The 23,214-nt window shown below is 75.5% G+C and carries 10 protein-coding genes; 8 read left to right on the forward strand and 2 right to left on the reverse strand.

Annotation, left to right across the window (positions count from 1 at the left end):
• Positions 1-12: 12 nt before the first annotated feature.
• Genes ABZ793_RS32265 through ABZ793_RS32285 form a run of 5 tightly spaced genes read left to right on the forward strand, consistent with a single transcriptional unit; the run spans position 13 to position 19,540 of the window.
• Positions 13-2,094 carry a type I polyketide synthase gene (locus ABZ793_RS32265; RefSeq protein WP_357464352.1) on the forward strand — a complete coding sequence of 694 codons (2,082 nt, stop codon included), beginning with the start codon at positions 13-15 and terminating at the stop codon, positions 2,092-2,094.
• The gene (locus ABZ793_RS32270; RefSeq protein WP_357464335.1) at positions 2,091-8,117 is read left to right on the forward strand and encodes an amino acid adenylation domain-containing protein; all 6,027 of its coding nucleotides are present in this window, start codon (positions 2,091-2,093) and stop codon (positions 8,115-8,117) included. The genes ABZ793_RS32265 and ABZ793_RS32270 overlap by 4 nt, the downstream gene beginning before the upstream one ends.
• Positions 8,118-8,128: 11 nt before the next feature.
• Positions 8,129-15,214, forward strand: coding sequence for an SDR family NAD(P)-dependent oxidoreductase (locus tag ABZ793_RS32275; protein ID WP_357464337.1), 7,086 nt, complete (start codon positions 8,129-8,131; stop codon positions 15,212-15,214).
• Positions 15,211-18,423, forward strand: a complete 3,213-nt coding sequence (locus tag ABZ793_RS32280) for an amino acid adenylation domain-containing protein (RefSeq protein ID WP_357464339.1) — start codon at positions 15,211-15,213, stop codon at positions 18,421-18,423. The genes ABZ793_RS32275 and ABZ793_RS32280 overlap by 4 nt, the downstream gene beginning before the upstream one ends.
• Positions 18,386-19,540: a hypothetical protein gene (locus ABZ793_RS32285; RefSeq protein WP_357464341.1), complete on the forward strand. Its 1,155-nt coding sequence runs from the start codon at positions 18,386-18,388 to the stop codon at positions 19,538-19,540. Before ABZ793_RS32280 ends, ABZ793_RS32285 begins: the two co-directional genes overlap by 38 nt.
• Position 19,541: 1 nt before the next feature.
• Here the strand turns inward: ABZ793_RS32285 and ABZ793_RS32290 are convergent, their stop codons facing one another.
• Complete coding sequence (locus tag ABZ793_RS32290; protein WP_350702755.1) at positions 19,542-20,267, reverse strand: ABC transporter permease; 726 nt, start codon at positions 20,265-20,267, stop codon at positions 19,542-19,544.
• Positions 20,251-21,204 carry an ABC transporter ATP-binding protein gene (locus tag ABZ793_RS32295; RefSeq protein WP_357464344.1) on the reverse strand — a complete coding sequence of 318 codons (954 nt, stop codon included), beginning with the start codon at positions 21,202-21,204 and terminating at the stop codon, positions 20,251-20,253. Before ABZ793_RS32295 ends, ABZ793_RS32290 begins: the two co-directional genes overlap by 17 nt.
• Positions 21,205-21,294: 90 nt before the next feature.
• Between ABZ793_RS32295 and ABZ793_RS32300 the strand changes: the two genes are divergently transcribed.
• From ABZ793_RS32300 to ABZ793_RS32310, 3 genes are all read left to right on the forward strand, one after another.
• Entirely contained in the window at positions 21,295-21,918 is a 624-nt protein-coding gene (locus tag ABZ793_RS32300; RefSeq protein ID WP_357464346.1) for a TetR/AcrR family transcriptional regulator, read from the forward strand.
• A gap of 152 nt (positions 21,919-22,070) precedes the next feature.
• The gene (locus tag ABZ793_RS32305) at positions 22,071-22,271 is read left to right on the forward strand and encodes an MbtH family NRPS accessory protein (protein WP_357464348.1); all 201 of its coding nucleotides are present in this window, start codon (positions 22,071-22,073) and stop codon (positions 22,269-22,271) included.
• 146 nt (positions 22,272-22,417) lie between these two features.
• Positions 22,418-23,176 (forward strand): Clp protease N-terminal domain-containing protein, encoded by a 759-nt coding sequence (locus ABZ793_RS32310; protein ID WP_357464350.1) that lies wholly within the window; start codon positions 22,418-22,420, stop codon positions 23,174-23,176.
• The last annotated feature ends 38 nt before the right edge of the window (positions 23,177-23,214 follow it).

The following is a 23,214-nucleotide window of genomic DNA, read 5'->3' on the forward strand; positions in this document are numbered from 1 at the left end:
GCGTTGGGTTCGGTGAAGACGAATGTGGGTCATTTGGATGCGGCGGCGGGGGTGGCGGGTTTTGTGAAGGCGGTGTTGGCGGTTCGGGAGGGTGTGGTGCCGCCGACGGTGCATTTTCGTGAGGCGAATCCGAAGTTGGCGTTGGAGTCGTCTCCGTTTTTTGTGAATGGTGAGTTGGTGTCGTGGCCGGTGGTGGGGGTGCGGCGGGCTGGGGTGTCGGCGTTGGGTGTTGGTGGGACGAATGCGCATGTGGTGTTGGAGCAGCCGCCTGCGGTGGGTGTTCCGGTGGGTGGGGTGCGGGGTTGGCAGGTGGTGGTGGTGTCGGGGCGGACGCCGTCGGCTCTGGTGGAGGTGGGTCGTCGGGTCGGTGGGGTGTTGGGCGCGGGGGAGGTGGGGTTGGCTGATGTGGCGTACACGTTGCAGGTGGGTCGTCGGCATTTCGAGCGTCGGCGGGCGGTGGTCTGCCGCGACGCCACCCAGGCCGCGGCCGCGCTGACCGCGCCCCCGACCGGCACCGTCGACTTCCGGCCCGGCCGCAAGGTCGCCTTCCTCTTCCCCGGCGGCGGCAGCCAGTACGTCGGCATGGGCCGCCAGCTCTACGCCACCGAGCCGGTCTTCGCCGAGCACCTGGACCGCTGCGCCGACCTGGCCCTCGCCCGGCTCGGTTTCGACCTGCGCGACGTGGTCCGCGCCCCCGACGGCGACCGCGCCGTCCAGGAGTTCCTCGGCACGTCCGCCGGGGTCACCACCGCCCTGTTCGCGGTGGAGTACGCCCTGGCCATGCTCTGGCAGTCGTGGGGCGTACGCCCGGACGCGATGCTCGGGCACAGCAGCGGCGAGTACGTGGCCGCCTGCCTGGCCGGCGTCTTCGACCTCGCCGACGCCATCGACACCGTCGCCCTGCGCGGCCAGCTCATCGACCGGCTGCCCGGCGGGGCCATGCTCGCCGTCTCGCTGCCCGAGGAGGAGTTGGCCGCCCTGCTGGGGCCGGAACTCTCCATCGCCGCGGTGAACGCCCCCGGCCAGTGCACCGTCTCCGGCCTGGTGGAGCCGGTGCAGGAACTGGCCGACCGGCTCGCCGCCGACGGGGTGGACTTCCGCCGGCTGCACGTGCAGACCCTCGGCCACTCGGTGGCCATGGAGCCGGTGCTCGACGAGTTCCGCGCCCACGTCGCCGGCCTCACCATGCGCGAGCCGTCGCTGTCGTACGTCTCCAACGTCACCGGCACCTGGATCACCCCGGCCGAGGCCACCGACCCCGACTACTGGGTGCGGCACCTGCGCGGCACCGTCCGCTTCGCCGACGGGGTGCGGACCCTGCTCGCCGGCTCCGCCGACCGGATGCTGGTCGAGGTCGGCCCCGGCACGGTGCTCGGCGCGCTGGTGGGGGCGAACGGCGACGGCGCGGCCCCACCGGTCCTGCCGTCCGTCCGCCACCCCCGCGACTCGCAGCCCGACCAGGCGTTCCTGCTGGCGACCCTGGCCCGGCTCTGGGAGTCCGGCGTGGACGTCGACTGGGAGTCCTTCGCGGCCGGCCAGTCCTGCCGCCGGGTGTCCCTGCCGACCTACCCGTTCGAGCGCCGCCGCTACTGGATCGACGTGCCGGAGGACGGCCCCGTGCCAGTGCAGGACGACTCGGTCGCCCTGCGTCGGGCGCCGGAGCCGGTGGACGCCGGCCCGACCAGCCTCGACGTGGACCTCGGCAGCACCCTGCACCAGCGCCCCCACCTGACCACCGAGTACGTCGCGCCCCGCGACGACCTGGAGGAGTCCATCGCCGCCGCCTGGCGCGAGCTGCTCGGCTTCGAGATCGTCGGCGTGCACGACAACTTCTTCGCCCTCGGCGGCAGCTCCCTGCTGACCACCCGCCTGGTCACCCGGCTGCGGGAACGTTTCGCGGTGGACCTGCCGCTGGAGGAGCTGTTCAAGGCGCACACCATCGCCGCCCAGGCCACCATCATCCGGGCCCTCCAGGACGCGGAGCCCGCACCCGGGTCGGACGGCGGCGACCCGGACGGGAGGCGGTCCCCCGGGGCGGACGGAACCCCGTCGTCCGCAGCAGACGGCGCCGGGCCGGACGGGGCCGCGCGATGAGCGTCGACGAGCAGCGCGGGGCGCGCCCCGCCCAGGCGTTGTCCCCGGCCAAGCAGGCGCTGCTGTCGGCCTGGTCCAAGGGGCGGCGCGGCACCCGCGACGAGATCCCCCGCCGGGGTGACGACGGCCCCGCCCCGCTCTCCTTCTCCCAGCAGCGCCTCTGGTTCCTCGAACGGATGGTGCCGGACAGCCCGGCGTACAACACGCCGATGGCGGTCGAGCTGCGCGGGCCGCTGGACGTGGCGGCGCTGCGGGACAGCGTGCAGCGCATCGTCGACCGGCACGAGGCGCTGCGCACCACCATCCGGGAGGCCGACGGCGAGCCGGTGCAGGTGGTCTCGCCGCCCGCGGCCGTCGACCTGCCGGTGACCGACCTGACCGGGCTGAGCGAGGCCGAGCGTGACGAGCGCGTACGCCAGGCCCTCCAGGAGGAGGCCCGGCGGACCTTCGTGCTGGCGGTCGGGCCGCTGGTCCGGTTCGGGCTGTTCCGGCTCGCCCCGGACCGGCACGTCTTCCTGGTCAACTGGAGCCACCTGATCGCCGACGGCTGGTCGGGTCGGGTGTTCTCCCGGGAGCTGGCCGAGTGCTACTCCGCGCTGGTCACCGGCGGCACGCCCCGCCTGCCCGAGCTGAAGCTCCAGTACGCCGACTACGCGGTCTGGCAGCGGGCCCAGATGTCCGGGCCGACGCTGGCCCGGCAGGTGCGCTACTGGCGGGACCGCCTCGCCGGGATCCCGGCGCTGCTGGAACTGCCCACCGACCGGCCCCGACCCACCGTGCAGAGCTTCCGCGGCGACACCCTCCGGTTCACCGTCGACGAGCGGCTCACCGGGCGGCTGCGCGCCCTCTGCGCCGGCACCGACAGCACGCTGTTCATGGTGCTGCTCGCCGCCTTCACGGTGGTGCTCTCCCGCTGGTCCGGGCAGCCCGACGTGGTCGTCGGCACGCCGGTGGCCAACCGCAACCGCCCCGAGCTGGAGGACCTGTTCGGCTTCTTCGCCAACACCCTGGCGCTGCGCACCACGGTGACCGGCGACCCGACCTTCCGGCAGTTGCTGACCCGGGTCGGCGCCGACGTGTCGGCCGACTTCGTCCACCAGGACCTGCCGTTCGAGAAGCTGGTCGACGAGCTGCAACCCGAGCGCAGCACCAGCCACAACCCGGTGTTCCAGGTGATGCTCGCGCTGAACAACACCCCGCCGCCCCGCGTCGACCTGACCGCCGACACCCAGCTCGTCGGGCTGGTCGAGGGGGACACCGGGTCGGCGAAGTTCGACCTGTGGCTGTCCCTGGCGGATGCCGGGGACACGCTGCCCGGCGGGCTGGAGTACGCCACCGACCTGTTCGACCGGGACACCGTCGAGCGGATCCTGGCCAGCCTGCTGCGCCTGCTCGACCAGGTCTGCGCCGACCCCGACGCCCCGCTGTCCCGGCTGGAGCTGACCGACGACGAGGAACGCGACCGCGTCCTGCGGGCGTGGAACGACACCGCCGCCCCGGAACCCGCGCCGCGCGTCCTGCACGAGCTGATCGCCGAGCAGGTCCGACGCACCCCCGGGCACGTCGCCGTCCGGCTCGACGACCGGTCGCTGACCTACGCCGAGTTGGACCGCCGCAGCAACCGGCTGGCCCACCGGCTGCGGCGGCACGGGGTGGGACCGGACAGCCGGGTCGCCGTCTGCCTCGACCGCTCGCCGGAACTCCTGGTGGCGCTGCTGGGCGTGCTCAAGGCCGGCGGCTGCTACGTGCCGCTGGACCCGGAGCACCCGCCCGCGCGGCTGGCGTACCTGCTCGCCGACTGCGGCGCGGAGATCGTGCTGACCGGCGACGGCGGGCGGGACGTGCTGCCCGCCGACGCGCCGCCGACGATCGACCTGCACCGCGACGACTGCGCCGAGGAGCCCGAGCAGGCCCCGCCCAGCGGGGTCACCGAGGACGACCTGACGTACGTCATCTACACCTCCGGCTCCACCGGGATGCCGAAGGGGGTGATGAACAGCCACCGCGCCGTGGTGAACCGGCTGCGCTGGATGCAGCGCCGCTTCGAGCTGACCGCCGGGGAGGCGGTGCTGCAGAAGACCCCCGCCAGCTTCGACGTCTCGGTGTGGGAGTTCTTCTGGCCGCTGCTGGTCGGCGCGACCGTCACCATGGCCCGCCCCGACGGGCACCGCGACCCCGGCTACCTGGTCGACCTGATCAACGAGCAGCGGATCACCACCGTCCACTTCGTACCGTCGATGCTCCGGCTCTTCCTCGACGAGCCGCGCTCGGCCACCTGCACCGGGCTGCGCCGGGTGGTGTGCAGCGGCGAGGCGCTGCCCCGCGACCTGGTCCGTCGCCTCCATGAGCGGCTGCCCGCCCGGCTCGACAACCTGTACGGCCCGACCGAGGCCGCCGTGGACGTCACCGCCTACCGGTGCCCGCCGGGGGAGGACGCCACCGACGTGTCGATCGGCGCCCCCGTCGACAACACCAGCATCTACGTGCTGGACCCGGCCGGCCGGCCGGTGCCGGTCGGCGTGCCCGGCGAGCTGTGCATCGGCGGCATCCAGGTGGCCCGCGGCTACCAGGGCCGGCCCGCGCTGACCGCCGAGCGGTTCGTCCCCGACCCGTTCACCGACCGACCCGGCGCCCGGATGTACCGCACCGGCGACATCGTCCGGTGGCGGCCCGGGGGCACCCTGTCCTACCTCGGGCGGGAGGACCTCCAGGTCAAGCTCGGGGGGATCCGCTTCGAACTGGGCGAGATCGAGGCGGCCCTGCGGGAGCACCCCACCATCCGGGACGCGGTGGTCACCGTGCGCCGCGACGCCGCCGGCGGGGAGGCCGGCGAGGGCCAGCTCGTGGCGTACGTGGTGCCCCGCTCCGGGGAGCAGCCGGAGCCGGCCGCGCCGGTGACCCCGGACGAGCCCCCGGCGACCGGCGACGTCGACGGCGCCGTGCACCAGTGGGCGCGGGTCTTCGACGAGGCGTACACCGAGCCGGAGACCGCCGACGCCGCGGACAGCAACTTCTCCAGCTGGAACAGCAGCTACACCGGCGCCCCGATCCCGCCCGACGAGATGCGGCGGTGGGTCGACGAGACCGTCGCCCTGGCCCTGGCGGAGCCGCCCGGGCGGGTCCTGGAGGTGGGCTGCGGGCTCGGCCTGCTCCTGCTGCGCATCGCGCCGCACGCCGCGTCGTACCACGGCACCGACATCTCCCGGTTCGCGCTCGGCCAGGTCCGCGCCGAGGTCCGGGCCCGCGGCCTGGCGGGCGTGACCCTCGACGAGCGGGCCGCGCACGAGCTGGCGGACCTGCCCGCCGGGTCCTTCGACACCGTGCTGCTGAACTCGGTCGTGCAGTACTTCCCGGACGCCGACTACCTGCGGCAGGTGCTGACGGAGGCCCGCCGGCTGGTCGCCCCGGGCGGCCGGATCGTCGTCGGCGACGTCCGCAGCCTGCCCCTGCTGGCCGACTTCCACCGCTCGGTGGAACTGCACCGGGCGGACCCGGACGCCGACCCGGCGGTGGTGCTCGCCCGGGCGGCCGCCCGGACGTGGCAGGAGGAGGAGCTGGCGCTGGACCCGGCGCTGTTCACCTCCCTCGGCGACACCCTGCCCGGCGTGGCCGCCGTCGAGGTGCGGCTCAAGCGCGGCGACTACGACAACGAGCTGAGCCGGTTCCGCTACGACGTGGTCGTCCGCGTCGCCGCCGACCCGGCGGCGGACGGCCCGGCCGCGCCGGAGCCGGCCGCCGACCCCCTCGGCTGGGAGGGCGACCTGGCCGGCCGGCTGCGCGACCGGCTCCGGGAGGAGCCGGTGGTCGCCGTGACCGGGATACCCAACGGCCGCCTCCGCGAGATCGCCGTCCTGCGGGCCGGTGACGGCGCCTGCCGGACGGTGGGCGAGCTGCGCGCCCGGGTCGACCGGGAGCCGCCCGGCGTCGACCCCGACGAGCTGTACCGGCTCGCCGACGAGCTGGGCGTGGGCGTCGTCGTCGCCCCGTCGGCCGCCGACCCGACCCGGATCGACGCCCTGTTCCACCGCGCCGACGTGCGCCCGTCGTGGCCGCCGGCGCCCCCGGCGCGCGGCGGCGCGCTCGCGAACTGGCCCCGCCAGGCCCGGCTGATGGGCGAACTCGGCCCGCGCTGGCGGGCGCACCTGAAGGACCGGATCCCGCGCTACGCCGTGCCGGCGGTGTTCGTCCCGGTGCCCGGCATCCCGCTGAGCCTCAACGGCAAGGTGGACTGGTCGGAGCTGCCAGCGCCGCCGCCGGTGGCGGCCCGGGACCGGGGAGCGCACGTCCCGCCGGCCGACGGCACCGAACAGCTCGTCGCCGACATCTGGGCGTCCGTCCTCGGGCTGGAACGGGTGAGCGCCACCGCCAACTACTTCGAGCTGGGCGGCGACTCGATCCGGGGCATCCGGGTGATGGCCCGGGCCAACGGGGCCGGCCTGCCGCTGGTGCCCCGCGACCTGTTCGCGCACCCGACGGTGGCGGAACTCGCGGCGGTCGCCGACGCCCGGCTCGCCGAGGGCGGCACCGTCGACGGGCCCGCCCCGGAGTCGCCGGGCGACTGGGGGCTGTCGGAGCGCGACCGGGCCCACCGGGAGCGGCTGCTGGCCGACGCCGACGTGGCGGAGGTCTTCCCGCTGGCCCCGTACCAGGCGCACATGCTGCGCCGGCTCGTCGCCGACCCGCGTCCCGGCGAGTTCCTGGTGCAACGCGTCGACACCCTGCGTGGCCCCATCGACGTGGACCTGCTGCGCCGCTGCTGGGCGGGGCTGGCCCGCCGGTACGCCCTGCTGCGGACCATGTTCGTCTGGGCCGACCTGGACGAGCCGCTCCAGGTGGTGCGGCGCGACGTCGAACTGCCCTCCCGGTACGAGGACTGGACCGGGCTCACCGCCACCGAGCAGGACGCGGCGCTGGCCCGGTTCCTCCGCGAGGACCAGGCGGTGGGCTGCGCCCCCGACGACCCCGCCGGCATCCGGCTGTTCCTGGCCAAGGTCGACGAGGACGCCTACCGGACCGTGTTCAGCTTCAGCTACCTGCGGATGGAGGGCTGGAGCCTGAGCGTCTTCCTCAGCGACGTCATCGGCGAATACCACCGGCTGCTCGCCGGCGAGACCCCGCAGGCCGGCACGGACGTGCCGTTCAGCCGCTACGTCGACTGGCTGCGCCGGCGCGGCGTACCGGCCGACACGCCGGCGTTCTGGCGGGACATGTTCGCCGGCGGGTGGTCGCCCACCCTGCTGGCCGCGTCCGCCCCCGACAACCGGGCCGGGGACCGGCACGGCTACGCCCGGCAGCACATGCAGGTGGACGCGCGCGTCACCGAGGCGCTGCGGGACACCGCGCAGCGGCTGCGGATGCCCCCGAACACGCTGGTCCAGGCCGCCTGGGCGGCGTTGCTCGCCCGGTACGCGGGCCGCGACGAGGCCACCCTGGGGGTCTTCTTCAACGGCCGCCCCGCGGATCTGCCGGGCGTCGAGGACCTGACCGGGCCGACGATGAACGTGCTGCCGATGCGGGTGCGGCTGCCCGCGCCGGACCGGCCCGTCGTCGACCTGCTGTCGCACGTGATGACCGTCGGCGCCGACGCCGCCCACCACCAGTACGTGGCGCCGGAGCGGGTGGCGGAGTGGGCCGGCTGGCCGGCGGACGAGCCGATGTTCGACGCGTACCTGGTCTTCCAGAACCTCGACCCCACCCTGTTCGGCTCCACCGAGCGGGTCCCGACGTTCTTCAGCCGGCTGGCCGAGCCGTTCCGGCTCGACGTGATGCCGGGGGTGGAGCTGGGGCTGATCCTGTCGTACCACCGGGACCTGCTGACCGACGAGGCCGCCGGCCGGGTGCTCGACGACCTCGTGGCGACGCTCGCGGCGATCACCGCCGACCCGTACCGGCCGGTCGCCGAGGTGCTCCGGCCGCCCGCGCCGCCCGCCGCCGCGAAGGTGCTGCTGGTGGAGGGCGAGCTGGGTGGCCACCAGATCAAGGACACGCCGTTCCCCGTCCCGGCGGCGGTGGAACCACGGTGACGGAGGTGCCCATGTCCTGGATGGTGCCGATCGGCGCCGCCGACGCCGACGCGCTGCGCCGCCGGGCCGCCGAGGCCGCGGACCGGCTGGCCGCCGGGGCGGAGCCGACCGCGCAGGGCGCCCCGGCGGGCGCGGCGCACCGGCTGGTCGCCACCGGAGGGGACCGGGCGGCCCTGGTGGCCGCGCTGCGCTCCGCCGCCGCCGGGGAGCACACCGACGGGGTACGCACGGCCACCGGCACCGACGTCCCGCGCCTGGCGATGGTGTTCTCCGGTGAGGGCACCCAGTGGCCCGGCATGGGCGACGGGCTGTCCGGATGCGCCCCGTACGCGGACGCCCTGGACCGGTGCGACGCGGCCGTGCGCGCGCTCGGCGGCTGGTCCGTCACCGAGGAGATCCGCCGGCCGGCCGGGGCGAGCCGGCTCACCGAGACCGCCGTCGCCCAGCCGGCGATCGTCGCGGTGGAGATCGGCCTGCTCGCGCTGCTGGACAGCCTCGGCGTACGACCCGACGTGGTGATCGGGCACAGCCTCGGCGAGATCACCGCCGCGTACGCCGCCGGGGCGCTCGGCGTCGAGGACGCCATGGCGGTCGCGTACCACCAGGGCCGCATGTTGCAGCGGGCGACCGGCGGCGGGATGCTCGCCGTCGGCCTCTCCGCCGAGCAGGCCACCCGGCTGCTCGCCGACCTGCCCGCCGGGCTGTCGCTGGCGGCGGTCAACGGCCCGGCGAGCGTGGTGCTCTCCGGGGAGCGGTCCGCCCTGGACGCCGCCGTGGCGCGGCTGGCCGCGGACCGCGTGTTCCACCGCGACCTCGGCATCAACTACGCCTTCCACAGCCCCCAGATGGAGCCGTTCACCGGGGAACTGGTGGCGGACCTGCGGCCGCTGCTGCGCAACGGCCCCACCACCACCGACATGGTCTCCACCGTCCACGGCGACCTGGTCGGCGGCGACCGGCTGGGCGCGGAGCACTGGGGGATGCTGTCCCGCCGGCCGGTGCGTTTCCTCGACGCGGTGGCCCGCGCCGACGCCGCCGTCCACCTGGAGATCAGCCCCACCCCGGTGCTGCGCACGGCGTTGCTGCAGTGCCTGGGCGGGCGGCCCGGCACCACCGTGCTGGGCTCGCTGCGCCCCGACCGGGACGCCGCCGAGGCGGTCCACGCGCTGGCCGCCGACCTCTACCTCGCCGGCCTGCCCGTGGCCTGGGACGCGCTGCCGGCCGTGACCCGGACCGCCGGCACCCCGGCCACGGAGCCGGAGCGGGTGTCCGTCGGGTCGTCGGTCGTCGACCGGCTCCGCGCCGGCAGCCCGGCCGGGCTCGGCCACCGGGTCCGGGAGTACGTCGTCGACCGCGCGGCGGAGGTGCTGGGCCGCCACCGCTCGGAGATCCCCGCCGACGCGGGCCTGTTCGCCCTCGGCTTCGACTCGCTGACCGCCGTCCGCCTCGCCGAGCGGCTCGCCGCCGAGCTGCGTCCGCACGTCCCGGTGGGGCCGACGGTGGCGTTCGACCACCCGACCGTCGCCGACCTCGCCGCCCACCTCACCGCCCGGCTCGGCGGCGGCGACGGGGACCGGCCGGCGTCCGGGCCGGCGGCGACCCCGGTCCGGACGGGCCCGGTGCCGGCGGCCGACGAGCCGATCGCCGTCGTCGGCATGGCCTGCCGGGTGCCCGGCGCAGACGGCCCGGACGAGTTCTGGCGGCTGCTGCGCGACGGCGTCGACGCCACCGGCCCGGTGCCCCGCGACCGCTGGGACGTCGACGCGCTGCACGGCGACGACCCTCTCGAACCGGGCACCATCTACGCCCGCCGCGGCGGGTTCCTGCCCACCGTGGACACCTTCGACGCCGACTTCTTCGGCATCTCCGCGGTGGAGGCGGAGAGCATGGACCCCCAGCAGCGGCTCCTGCTGGAGGTGGCCTGGGAGGCGCTGGAGCACGCCGGGATGCCGGCGGACCGGCTGCGCGGCACGCGCAGCGGCGTCTTCGCCGGCCTGTCCATCGACGACTACAAGGGACTCCAGATCGCCGACCCGGCCCGGATCGACGGCTACACCGGCACCGGGAACCTCTTCTGCGTGGCGGCCGGGCGGCTGTCGTACGTGCTCGGGCTGCGGGGGCCGTCGATGGCGGTCGACACCGGCTGCTCGTCGTCACTGGTCACCGTGCACCTGGCCGCCCAGGCGCTGCGGGCCGGCGAGTGCGACCTGGCGCTGGCCGGCGGCGCGCACCTGATGCTCGCCCCGGACATCACCCTGTTCCTCTGCCGTGCCGGCGCGCTCGCCCCGGACGGCCGGTGCAAGACCTTCGACGCGGCGGCGGACGGCTACTCCCGGGGCGAGGGCGCCGGGATGGTGGTGCTCAAGCGGCTCTCCGACGCGATCGCCGACGGCGACGACATCCACGCCGTGCTCGCCGGGTCCGCCGTCAACCACGACGGCGCCAGCAGCGGCCTGACCGTGCCGAACGGCACCGCCCAGCAGGAACTGCTGACCGACGCGCTCCGCGCCGCCGGTCTCGCCCCGGCCGACGTGGGCTACCTGGAGGCGCACGGCACCGGCACCCCGATCGGCGACCCGATCGAGCTGCGTGCCGCCGCGGACGTGCTGGGCCGGGACCGGCGCGAACCGCTGGTGGTCGGCTCGGTGAAGACGAACATCGGTCACCTGGAGGCGGCGGCCGGAGTGGTCGGCCTGATCAAGACGGTGCTGGCGCTGCGGCACCGGTGGATCCCCGCGCACCTGCACTTCCGCACCCCCAACCCCCGCCTGCCCTGGGACGACCTGCCCCTGTCGGTCGCCACCACCGGCCGACCCTGGCCGGAGGGTCCGGACGGCCGGCCCCGGGTCGCCGGGGTCAGCTCGTTCGGCATCGGCGGCACCAACGCCCACGTACTGCTGGCCGAGCACCGCCCCGCGTCCGCCTCGGCCGCCCTGGCGCCGGCCACCCCGGAGAGCGGCGACGGCCTGTTGCTGCCGCTGTCCGCCGGGTCGCCCGCCGCGCTGCGGGCCCTCGCCGGCCGCTACGCCGCCCACCTCGACCGGCACCCGGAACTCCCCGCGCCGGCCGTCTGCGCCGCCGCCGCCCGGTTCCGCGCCCCGCTGCGGCACCGCCTGGCCGTCACCGCCGCCGACCGGGACGAACTGCGCCACCACCTCGACCGGTACGCCCAGGGCCGGGCGGACGACATGGTCGAGGGCGAGGTGCGCGCCGCCCCCCGGATCGCCTTCGTCTTCCCCGGCCAGGGCTGCCAGTACCCGGGCATGGGCCGGACGCTGTACGACACCGAGCCGGTGTTCCGCACCGCCCTGCGCGAGTGCGCCGACATCCTCGGCGAGCATCTGGGCGACGACCTGGTCCGGGTGCTCCACGACGGCGGTGGGCTGCTGCACCGCACCGGGTGGACCCAGCCGGCCGTCGTCGCCGTCGAGTACGCCCTGGCCCGGCTCTGGGGTTCCTGGGGCCTGGAGCCGGCGGTCGTCCTCGGCCACAGCGTCGGCGAGTACGCCGCGGCGTGCGTGGCCGGCGTGCTGCCGCTGGACGAGGCGCTCCGGCTGGTGGCCGTACGGGCCCGCCTGATGGACGCGCTGCCCGCCGGCGGCCGGATGCTCGCCGTCGCGGCGGACGGGGCGGCCACGGAGGCCGTGCTGGCCCGGCATCCCGAGGTGTCCGTCGCGGCGTACAACGGCCCGGCCGAGACCGTCGTGTCGGGCCCGGCCGGCGCCGTCGAGAGCGTGGCGCGGGCCCTGGACGACGCCGGTGTCCGGCACCGCGACCTGCGGGTGTCGCACGCGTTCCACTCGGCGCTGATGGACCCGGTCCTGGCCGAACTCGCCGCCGAGGCGGCCCGGGTCCGACCCGCCGAGCCGCGCGTGGACGTGGTCTCCACGGTGACCGGGCGGCTGCTCGACGGGCCGATGGACGCCGACTACTGGTGCCGCAACGCCCGCGAGCCGGTGCGCTTCGCCGAGGCGGTGGGCCGCCTCGGCGAGCTGGACTGCGGGCTGGTGCTGGAGCTGGGCCCCGACCCGGTGCTGGGCACGCTCGCCCGCCGCGGGGCGCTCGTGCCGCGGGGCGCCCGGTGGGTGCCGACGATGCGCCGGGGACGCGGCGACCGCGCCGTGATCCGGGACGCCCTCGGCGCCGCGTTCTGCGCGGGCGCGCCGGTGGCCTGGGAACGGGTGCACCCGGACGCCGGGCGGGTGCCGCTGCCGACGTACCCGTTCCAGCGGCGCCGCTTCTGGCGCGACACCCGCCTCGGGGTGGCCCGGTCCGCCGACACCGGCCCGCTCGGGGAGCGGCTGCGCTCACCCGCCCTCACCGGCAGCGTCTTCGAGCAGGTCGTCGGCCCCGAGCTGCCGGAGCGGCTGACCGACCACGGCCTCTTCGGCGCCACCGTCGTCTCGGCCGCCAACCACCTCGCCGCGATCCTCGCCGCGACCGCCGCCGACGGGGAACCGGCCGCCGAGGTCACCGACGTGGCCTTTCCCGAGCCGCTCACCCTGACCGCCGGCGAAGAGGCCCGGGTGCAGGTGCTGCTCGGCGCCCCGGACGGCCCCGCGCGCACCGCCGAGGTGGTCAGCGCGACCGGGACCGCCCCGGGGCGCTGGCGGGTGCACGCCACCGGCACCGTGCGGCCGGCCGGCCCGGCGCCGGCCGAACCCGCCCGTCCCCGCGACACCGCCGGCACCGCGGTGGTGGACCTGGAGGACCGGATGCGGGCAGCCGGCTACCGGCTGGGCCCCCGCTACCGGTGGCTGGAGTCGGTCGTGCGGCACGGCGACGAGGTCGACGCGACGCTGCGTCGCCCGCGCGTCGTGCCGCCGTCCACGCGACCGGAACCCGGCCTGCTCGACTCCTGCCTGCGCCTGGTCCTGGCGCTCGCCCCGCAGGCCCTGGCGACCGACGGACGCGGGCTGGCCGTCCCGGTCGGCGTCGACCGGCTCGCCTGGTACGCACCCGGGCCGACGGCCGCCGGCGACGACGACCTCACCTGCCGGGCCCGGCTGCGGTCGGCCACCCCCGACGGCGACGACCTCGTCCTCGACGTCACCCTGCGTGCCGCCGGCCGGGTCCGCCTGGTCGTCGACGGCCTGCGGCTGCGCCGGGTCCGCCGGGACGCGCTGCTGCGCGGGGCCGAGAACGGCGACCGGCTGCGCCACCGGATCGACTGGCGTCCCGCCGACCCGGCCCCGGAACGCCCGACCGACACCGCCGGCCGCTGGCTGCTCCTCGCCGACGACGGGGGCGTCGCCGACCGGGTCGCGGCCGCCGTACGCGACGGCGGCGGGACCTGCCGGTCGGTCGGGCCGGCGACGGTCGCCGACCACCCCGGCGGGTTGCCCGCCCTGCTGGCGGAGCCGGACCCGGAGCCGCTCCGCGGTGTCGCCCTGCTGTGGCCCCTCGACGACGGCCCCGGGGTGCCGGGCGGCGCTGGGGCGCTGCACGAGCGGCAGGCCGACGGCGCGCACGCCGCGCTGCACCTGCTGCACGCCCTGGCCGACCGGCACCCGACGGCCCGGCTGGTGCTCGTCACCCGCGGCTGCCAGCAGACCGACGACACCGGTCTGGTCGACCCCACCCACGCCGCCGTGTGGGGGCTGGGTCGGGTGGCGATGACCGAGCGGCCGGACGCCGACGTGGTCCTGGTCGACCTGGCGCCCGACGGCGACCCGGTCGCGGACGCCGCCGCCGTGCTCGCCGCGCTGGCCGCCCCCGCCCCGCCGCCGCAGCAGGCCGTCCGCCCGACGGGGACGCTGGTGCCCCGGCTCCTGCCGGCACCGGCGGACGGGCCGGAGACCCTGCCCGTGCACCCGGACGGCAGCTACCTCGTCACCGGCGGCACCGGCGGCCTCGGCCGCCGGGTCGCGGCCTGGCTCCTGGACCGGGGCGCGGGCCGGGTGTGGCTGCTGTCCCGGGGCGCCACGACCGTCGAGGGCGCGGATCCCCTCCCGACCGGGGACGACCGGGTGAGGACCCTGGTCTGCGACGTCACCGACCCGGTCGCGCTGGACCTGGCGGTGGCCGAGGCGCGGCGCGCCGGCCCGCCGCTGCGGGGCGTGGTGCACGCCGCCGGCGGCCTCGACGACGCCCCGCTCGGCGCGCAGACGCCCGACCGCCTCGACGTCCCGCTCCGGCCGAAGCTGGCCGCCGCGCACCTGCACCTCGCCACCCTCCACGACCAGCTCGACTTCTTCGTGCTGTTCTCCTCGCTGGCCGGGGTGGTGGGCACCGCGGGCCAGGCCGGGTACGCCGCCGGCAACGCCTTCCTCGACGCCCTCGCCGGCCACCGGCGCGCCCTCGGCCTGCCGGCGGTCAGCATCGCCTGGGGCCCGTGGGCGGAGACCGGGATGGCGGCCCGGCTGGGATCCCGCGAGCGGGACCGGCTGGCCGCGTTCGGCCTGCACCCCCTCGACCCGACGGCCGGAATGGACGTGCTCGCCCGGTCCGCGTCCGGGCCGCCGTGCCTGGTGGTCGCGGACGCCGACTGGTCCCGGCTCGCCGGGCACCTGCCGGAGCGGTGGCGGCCGGGCCTCTACGCCGAACTGGTCGACGCCACCCCGGCCGCGACCCGGGCCGCCGGGCCGGGACCGGGCCGTCCCCACCGGGCGCCGGAGAGCCCGCGCGAGGAGATCCTCGCCGAGATCTGGGCGGAGATCTTCCGGGTCGACCGGGTCGGCGTCACCGACAACTTCTTCGACCTCGGGGGCGACTCGATCCTCAGCCTCCGGCTGGTCGGGGCCGCCCGCCGGGCGGGCCTGCGCATCGCCGAGGCCGACGTCTTCGCCCACCCGACCGTCCGGGACCTCGCCGCCGTCGCCACCGACGACCGGGACGCCGAGGACGGGGCTGCCGGCGACCGGGAAGGCGGCGGGCGCGCCGACGCCGACGCCGCGCCGGGGTCCGGCCGGCCGGGCGGGGAGCGGGCGCCGGCCGGGACCGGCCGCCGCACCCCGCCCGACCTGGCCGCCTTCGCCGACGCCGAGCTGGACGCGAGCGACCTGACCGCGCTGGCCGCGCAACTGGCCGGGGCGAGCTCCGGCCGCCCGAACGGACGTCCCACCGCACCCGAGACGCTGAGGAAGGACAAGCCTTGACAGTTCCCGGAGTCGACAACATCTACCGGTTGTCGTACATGCAGGAAGGGCTGCTGTCGCACAGCCTCGCCGACCCCCGGGCGGCCTTCTACGTCGACCAGGTCGAGTACCGGCTGCACGGGCCGGTCGACCCGGACCTGCTGCTCGCGGCGTGGCAGGCGCTCACGCAGCGGCATGCGGTGCTGCGCACGTCGTTCCACTGGGAGGACATCAAGCAGCCCGTCCAGGTGGTCCGGGACCACGTCGAGGTGCCCATGGAGACCCTCGACTGGCGGGACGTGCCCGCCGCGGACCTGCCGGCGCGGCTGGAGGAGCGGCTGCGCGCCGACCGGCTCCAGGGGTTCGACGTCCAGCAGCCGCCGCTGGTCCGGCTGACCCTGATCCGCACCGGCGAGGAGGACTACACGTTCGTCCTGCGCTACCACCACCTGCTGCTGGACGCGTGGTCGGCGCTGATGGTGCTCGACGAGGCGTTCGCCAACTACGACACCCTGGCCGGCGGGCGGCCCCTGGAGACCCGGCCGGCGACCTCCTTCCACGAGTACGTCGGCTGGGTGCGGGCCCAGGACCTCGACGCGGCCGGGCAGGCGTGGCGGGAGGCGCTGCGCGGCGTCACCGACTCGACCACCCCGGCGTGGATCCGCCCGCCGGACGGCAGCGCCCCGGAGCCGTCCGGTCGGGACAACCCGGAGCAGGTGCTGCACGTGCCGGCGGAGACCGTGGCCGCCCTGCGCGAGCTGGGCCGGCGCCGGGAGGTCACCCTCGGTTCGTTGCTGCAGACCTGCTGGGCGCTGGTCCTGCGGGCGCACAGCGGGCGCGACGACGTCGTGTTCGGGGGCACGCTGTCCAGCCGCCCGTCGGACGTGCCGGGGGTGGAGCAGACCGCCGGCCTGTTCATCAACACGCTGCCGGTGCGGGTTCGCTTCGACCCGGCCCGCTCGGTCCTCGCCACGGCCGTCGCCCTGCAACACGAACAGGCAACGTTGCGCCGGTACGACTTCAGCCCGCTGGAGCAGGTGCAGCGGTGGAGCGAGGTGCCCCCGGGCCTGCCCCTGTTCGACACCATCATGACGGTGCTCAACCTGCCGGGGGTGGGCGTGCTGCACCGGCGCAGCGGCGCGGTCGAGATCCGCGACGGGCAGTACCGCTACCGGACCAACTATCCGCTGTCGGTGCTGGTGATCCCCGAGGGGGAGCGGCTGGCCGTCCGGGTCGGCTACGACCCCCGTCGGGTCGGCCACGACGCCGTCGCCCGGCTGCTCGGGCACCTCGCGACGGTGGTCGACACCGTGGCGACGCGGCCGGACACGCCGGTGCGCGACGTGGACGTGCTGACCGACGCCGAGCGCGCCCTGGTGGCCGGCTGGAGCGGGACGTCCGCGCCGTACCCGGACGGGACGACCGTGCACGGGCTCGTCGAGGAGCAGGCCGACCTGGGTGGCGAGCGGGTCGCGCTGCGCGCCGGCGGCGAGTCGGTCACCTACGGGGAACTGGACCGCCGGGCCAACCAGCTCGGCCGGCACCTGCGCGGCCTGGGCGTGCGCCCGGACACGCCGGTCGGGCTGTGCCTGGGGCGTACCCCGGAACTGGTCGTGGCGATGCTCGCCGTGCTCAAGGCGGGCGGCTACTTCGTCGCGCTGGACCCCGACCACCCGCCGGCCCGGCTGGCCGACATCCTCGCCGACGCCGGCGTCGCGGTGGTGGTCAGCGACCGGCACCACCGCGCCGGCCTGCCGCGCGCCGGGGTGGAGACCGTCCTGCTGGACGCGCACCGCAACCGGTACGCCGACCTGCCCGACGACCGGCTACCCGCCTCGGCCGGTCCCGACGACCTGGCCTACTCCATCTACACCTCGGGGTCGACCGGCCGGCCCAAGGGCGTGCTCGTGCCGCACCGGGGGCTGTGCAACGTGATCGCGGCCCAGCGCGCGCTCTTCGGGCTGGGCCCGGACGACCGGGTGCTGCAGTGGGCGTCGCCGACGTTCGACGCGTCGGTCTTCGACGTGGCCATGGCCCTCGGCGCGGGCGCCACCCTGCACCTCGCCCCGGCCGAGCGGGTGGCGCCGGGGCCGGACCTGCGGGACCTGCTCGCCACCGAGCGGATCACCGCGCTGACCATCACCCCGTCGGCCCTGGCGGCCGTGCCGGTCGCGGCCCTGCCGGAGCTGCGCACCCTCGTCCTCGCCGGCGAGGCGCTGCCCGCCTCGCTGGTGCGGCAGTGGCGCACCCCGGGGCGCCGGGTCTTCAACGCGTACGGCCCGACGGAGGCGACGATCTGGGTCTCGGTGCACGAGTGCGGCCCCGAGGACGAGGCCCCACCCATCGGCCGGCCGATCCCGAACGTCACGGTCCGGGTGCTGGACGCCTCGGGCCGCCCGGTCGGCGTCGGCATCCCCGGCGAGCTGCACGTGGGTGGCGCCGGACTGGCCCGGGGGTACGCCGGGCGTCCCGAGCTGACCACGCAGCGGTTCGTGCCGGACCCGTTCGGCCCGCCCGGTGCCCGCCTCTACCGCACCGGCGACCTGGTGCGCTGGACCGAGGACGGTGCGCTGCGCTTCCTCGGCCGCACCGACCAGCAGGTCAAGGTACGCGGCCTGCGGATCGAGACCGGCGAGGTGGAGGCGGTGCTGCGCCGCCACGACGACGTGGCCGAGTGCGCGGTGGTGGCCCGCGCCTCGGACGGCTCGGACGGCACGCCGGACACGCTGGTGGCGTACGTGGTGCCGGCCGGCGCTTCGCGGGTGGACGCGGAGAAGCTGCTCGCGCACTGCGCGCAGGTGCTGCCGGAGTACATGCTGCCCGGTGCCGTCGTGCCGCTCGACCGGCTGCCGCTGACCAGCAGCGGGAAGCTCGACGTGCGCGCCCTGCCGTCGCCGCGCGACCTGGCCGGGGAGCAGGAGGCGCAGGCCGAGATGACGGTCACCGAGCAGGCCGTGGCGACGCTCTGGGGCCAGGTGCTCCAGGTGGAGGGCCTCGGCCCGGACGGTGACTTCTTCGCGCTCGGCGGGACCTCGATCAAGGCCACCCAGGTGGTGTCGCGGGCCCGCCGGGCGTGGCAGGTCGACCTGCCGATCCGCAGCGTGTTCGAGAACCGCACGGTGACGGCGTTCGCCGCCGCCGTGGAACAGGCACTGGCCGCCCAGATGGATGACGACGATCAGGAGGTGCAGGATGGCGACGACCAAGGCGTGGGTGCTGCATGCCACTGAACCGGGGAGCGAGCTGACCCGGGGACAGCTGACGCTGGAGCAGATCCCGGTGCGCCGGCCCGAGGAGGGCGAGGTCCTCGTCGAGCCGCTGGTGGGCTGCTGGGAAGCCAACATGGAGCACGCGATCTCCCGGCACCCGGTGGACGTGGCGCGGCAGCGGGGCGACGACAAGATCGTCCTCGGCACCTGCGGGGTGGTCCGGGTGCTCGCGGCCGGGCCCGGCGTGCGGGGCCTGCGCGAGGGCCAGGAGTGCCTGTGGATCCCGTTCGGGGTGATCGACCGTAACGGCTACGCCGAGCGGATCTGCGCGTACGACGCCCCCGGCTCGCCGGGGCTGCTGTGCGGGCGGTTCGTCACGGAGGCGCGGCTGCTGGTGCCCCTGCCGGAGCAGGGCCGCCACCCGATCGAGCGCTGGGCGCCGTTCGCCCGCTACTTCACCGCCTGGGACAACTGGCGGGTGGCCCGGCGCTGCTGGGAGGCGCAGGTCGACGACCACTGGGACGAGCCGCCGCTGGTCCTCGGCTGGGGCGGCGGCGTGGTCTGGGCGCAGCTGGAGCTGGCCCGCCGGGACGGCTTCCGTACGGCCATGGTGTCCGGCCGCGACACCCGGCTGGCCGCGATCGCCGCCTCCGGCGCCGCCCCGATCGACCGCCGCGAGTTCCCGGACCTGGACTACGACGTGGCGAAGGCCTCCGGCGACCCGGACGCGCTGGACCGGCACAAGGATTCCAAGCGGCGCTTCGTCGAGCGGGTGATGGAGCTCAGCGGCGGCCAGGGCGCCTCCATCTTCCTGGACAACATGGGAGGTGGGCTGCACCGGGTGACGTTGCAGTCGCTGGCCCGCGAGAGCGTGCTCGCCACCGTCGGTTGGAAGCACGGCATGCGGCTGTCGAACCTGCGGGCGGTGGAGTGCATCGGCCGGCACACTCACGTGCACACCCACGCCTGGCGGTTCCAGGACTGCCGGCGGATCCGGGACGTGCAGGAGAGCACCGGCTGGTTGCCCGAGATCAACGAGCCGGTGGCCTCCTTCGACGCCATCCCGCAGTTGGCCGACGCCTACTCCCGGGACACCTTCGACAGCTACTTCCCGCTGTACGAGGTCGTCCCCCGGTGAGTCAGGGCCGCCGGACGATCAGCCGGTAGGTCACCACCAGCCCGACCAGGCACCACGCGCCCATCACGAGGTACGGGGTGCCGCTGATGCCGCCGACCAGCGCCTCGCGCACGCTCTGCGCCATGTACTGGAACGGGAGCACGACGTGCACGGCCTGCAACCAGCCCGGTAGCCGGTCGACGGGGAAGTTGACGGGGGAGAACATCAGCGTGACGAAGACGACGAGCTGGGTCACCAGGCCGACTGCGGCCGGCGGGAGGGCGTGGGCCAGTCCGTAGCCGAGCGTGGTGGCGGTCAGGGCGACGAGCAGGGCGGCGAGGATCACCAGCGGGCTCGGGTCCAGTCGCAGGTCGAAGCGGAACGCGGCGACCAGCAGCGACAGCACGAGCCCGGGCAGCGCGCCCAGGATCCACACGGTGACCCCGGCGGCGACCGAGGCCAGCGGTGGGACGGGCAGCGTCTGGTCGAACTCGAAGCTGCCCTGCAACTTGCTCTGCGCCACCATGTTCGGGGCCATCACCAGCCCGACGGTGATCAGCCCGATGGTGGGGCCGCCGGTGGCGAGGAACGCGGCGCTGGTCGCGTCGACGTCGGGCAGCAGGTACGCGAAGCCGACGATGATGCCCACGGAGAGCCCGGCGGAGACGATCGCGAAGAGGGGGAGCAGGAAGCGCAGCCGCAGCGTGTTCCAGCGCAGCAGCAGGGCGTAGCTACGGAGCCACGACATCGTCGACCTCCTCGTGGGTCGTCTGGTGCTCTTCGAGGGCGAGGTAGATGTCCTCGACCCGCATCGGGTACAGCGAGAAGTCCTCGATGGTGCCGGCGGCCTGCATGCGGGCCGCCCACCCGGTGGCGGCCACCGCGTCGGCGGTGTCCAGGGCGTACACGAGCCGCTGCCGGTCCCGGCGCGGGGGCTGCCCGGCGAACGGTGGTGGCGCGGGTTCGTCGCTGCCGGCCGAGAGGCTGACGTCGAGCCGCAGCGCCGGGCCGGCGCCGGCCCGCAGGTCGGCGACGGTGCCCTCGGCGACCACCCGGCCGTGCGCCAGGACCGAGAGCCGGTCGAGGATCCGCTCGACCTCGGTGAGGTTGTGGGTGACCAGGAGGACGGCGGCCCCGTCGTCGGCCAGCGACCGGACCTGCTGCCACAGCAGCCGCCGGCGCACCGGGTCCACGTCGTTGCTGGGCTCGTCGAGCACGATCACCTGGCCCGGCCGCACGGCGGCCAGGCAGTACGCGGCGAGGCGGCGGACGCCGCCGGAGAGGCGCTCGGCCGGGGTGTCGGCCCACTCGGTGATGTCGAGGGCCTCGAGCAACCGCTGGGTGGCGGCGGCCGCCTCGGCCCGGCCGGCCCCCCGGATCCGGGCCACCAGGGTGATGGCCTGGCGCGGCGTGACGCCCATCAGCGGCACCTGGGCCTGCGGCTGCACCGAGCAGACCCGGTGGGCGAATCCGGGGTCGGCGACCGGGTCGCCGTCGCCGATGCGGATCGTGCCGCTGGTCGGCTTGATCAGCCCGGCGACCTGGTTGACCAGTGTGGTCTTGCCGGCGCCGTTGTGGCCGAGCAGGCCGTACACCTGGCCGGCGTTCACCCGGATGCTGATGTCGTCGTTGGCCCGCACCCCTCCGCGATACTCCTTGCAGACATGGTCCACGCGCAGCACCATGACATCTCCGATACTGGTCGGTATTCAGATACCGCCGAGTATGCGGAATGCGGAGATTCGGGTCAAGCGGAACGACGGGAGAGTCGCCTGATGGAACGAATGGGGCGCCAGGAGCGGCAGCGGCACAACCGGAACCGCCTGCTGGACGCGGCGCAGCGGCTGCTCGCCGAGCGCGGGCCGGCCGCCTCCCTGGACGACATCGCCGCGGCCGCCGGGCTGACCAAGGGCGCGGTGTACTCCAGCTTCCGCAACAAGGAGGACATCATCCTCGCCCTGCTGGACCGGCAGCTGGACCTCATCGGCACCGATCTGACCCAGGTCGACGCCGGTGAGTCCGACATGGTGCAGGCGTTCGCCGCCCTCAGCTCGGCCAACTCGACCGGCGACCGGGCCGGGGAGAACGCCGACTTCGCGCTGCTGATGATGGAGTTCTGGATCGCCGCCATGCGCAATCCGCGGGTGCGTCCCCGCTACATCGAGGCGCTGCGCCGCACCCGCGCCGGGATCGCCGCCCACCTGGCCGTCCGGGCCGACGGGTCGGATCCCGCGCTGGTGGCCCGTACGGCGACCCTGCTCCTCGGTCTGGACATCGGGCTGAGCATCCAGCGCCTCGTCGACCCCGAGTCGGTGCCGGAGACGTGGTACGCCGAGGCGTTCGAGCTCCTCGTCCGGCCGCTGTCGGGCGACGCGCCGCACCCCGGCGGCGGGAGCTGAACCGCCGCCGCCAGGGGCCGGGGCCGCCGCCGGTACCGGGAAGCGCGTCGCCGGATCGAGTGAAGGTCGTCGTTGCCCCGGCCGCGCCGGCTGGATAGGGTCGTGCGGTATCAGTGATCTTCAGTGACCGGTTCGTGGCGGGGAGACGCGGGATGAGTTTCGAAGCGGAGCAGTACGTCGTCGTCCGCAACGCCGAGGAGCAGTACTCGATCTGGGCGGCCGATCGGCCCGTGCCGGACGGGTGGCAGGCGGTGGACGTCCGCGGCTCTCGCGAGGAGTGCCTGAGCCACATCGAGAGCGTCTGGACGGACATGCGCCCGGCCAGCCTGCGGACGGCCGGAAGCGCGGCCTGACCGACCGCCGCCGCACCGGCCCGCCGCCACCGGGCGGTGCCGGGGCGGCAGCGGACCGCCGCAGCCCGTCGGTCAGTCGGCCGTCGCCTGCGGGACATCGTCAACTCGGGGTTGACGACAGGCATGCGTCAACCTATCGTTGACGCATGACCGAACACACGCAGATGAGCAACCCGGTTCGGCTCGACGACCTCATCCAGGCGATCAAGAAGGCGCACACCGACGCCCTCGACCAGCTCGCCGGCGCGGTCATCGTCGCCGACCACCTCGGCGAGATCGCCGACCACCTGATCGGCCACTTCGTGGACCAGGCGCGGCGTTCCGGCGCCTCGTGGACCGACATCGGCCGGAGCATGGGCGTCAGCAAGCAGGCGGCGCAGAAGCGCTTCGTGCCCAAGGCCACCGAGGCGACGCTGGACCCGCAACAGGGCTTCAGCCGGTTCACCCCGCGCGCCCGCAACACCGTGATGGCCTCGCAGAACGAGGCGCGGGCGAGCGGGCACGCCGAGATCCGCCCCGAGCACGTGCTGCTGGGGCTGCTCAGCGAGCCGGAGGCTCTCGCCGCGAGGGCGATCGTCGCGCAGGGCGTGCCGCTGGAGCGGGTGCGCGAGGTCGCGTCGGCCGCGCTGCCGCCGTCGTCGGCCGAGGTCCCCGACCTGATCCCGTACGACGCGCAGGCCAAGAAGGCGCTGGAGCTGACCTTCCGCGAGGCGCTGCGGTTGGGGCACAACTTCATCGGCACCGAGCACATCCTGCTCGCCCTGCTGGAGCTGGAGAACGGCAGCGGGGTGCTCGCCGACCTCGGAGTCGACAAGGCCACCGCGGAGTCGACGCTCCTCGCGGCGGTCGAGGCCGCCGCGAAGGGCGCGAGGCGCCCACCCTGGAGCCGGTGCTGGAGTGGCTGATGGGACACCTGGACCGGCCGGTGACCGTGGACGAGCTG

Source organism: Micromonospora sp. NPDC047465 (assembly GCF_040643125.1).
In the GTDB taxonomy this organism is placed as follows: Bacteria; Actinomycetota; Actinomycetes; order Mycobacteriales; family Micromonosporaceae; genus Micromonospora.

Excerpts from the sequence above, each read along its gene's own strand:
- ABZ793_RS32270 (WP_357464335.1), top strand. The coding sequence starts at position 2,091 with ATGAGCGTCGACGAGCAGCGCGGGGCGCGCCCCGCCCAGGCGTTGTCC.
- ABZ793_RS32275 (WP_357464337.1), top strand. The coding sequence starts at position 8,129 with ATGTCCTGGATGGTGCCGATCGGCGCCGCCGACGCCGACGCGCTGCGC.
- ABZ793_RS32285 (WP_357464341.1), top strand. The coding sequence starts at position 18,386 with ATGGCGACGACCAAGGCGTGGGTGCTGCATGCCACTGAACCGGGGAGC.
- ABZ793_RS32290 (WP_350702755.1), bottom strand. The coding sequence starts at position 20,267 with ATGTCGTGGCTCCGTAGCTACGCCCTGCTGCTGCGCTGGAACACGCTG.
- ABZ793_RS32295 (WP_357464344.1), bottom strand. The coding sequence starts at position 21,204 with ATGGTGCTGCGCGTGGACCATGTCTGCAAGGAGTATCGCGGAGGGGTG.
- ABZ793_RS32300 (WP_357464346.1), top strand. The coding sequence starts at position 21,295 with ATGGAACGAATGGGGCGCCAGGAGCGGCAGCGGCACAACCGGAACCGC.
- ABZ793_RS32305 (WP_357464348.1), top strand. The coding sequence starts at position 22,071 with ATGAGTTTCGAAGCGGAGCAGTACGTCGTCGTCCGCAACGCCGAGGAG.
- ABZ793_RS32310 (WP_357464350.1), top strand. The coding sequence starts at position 22,418 with ATGACCGAACACACGCAGATGAGCAACCCGGTTCGGCTCGACGACCTC.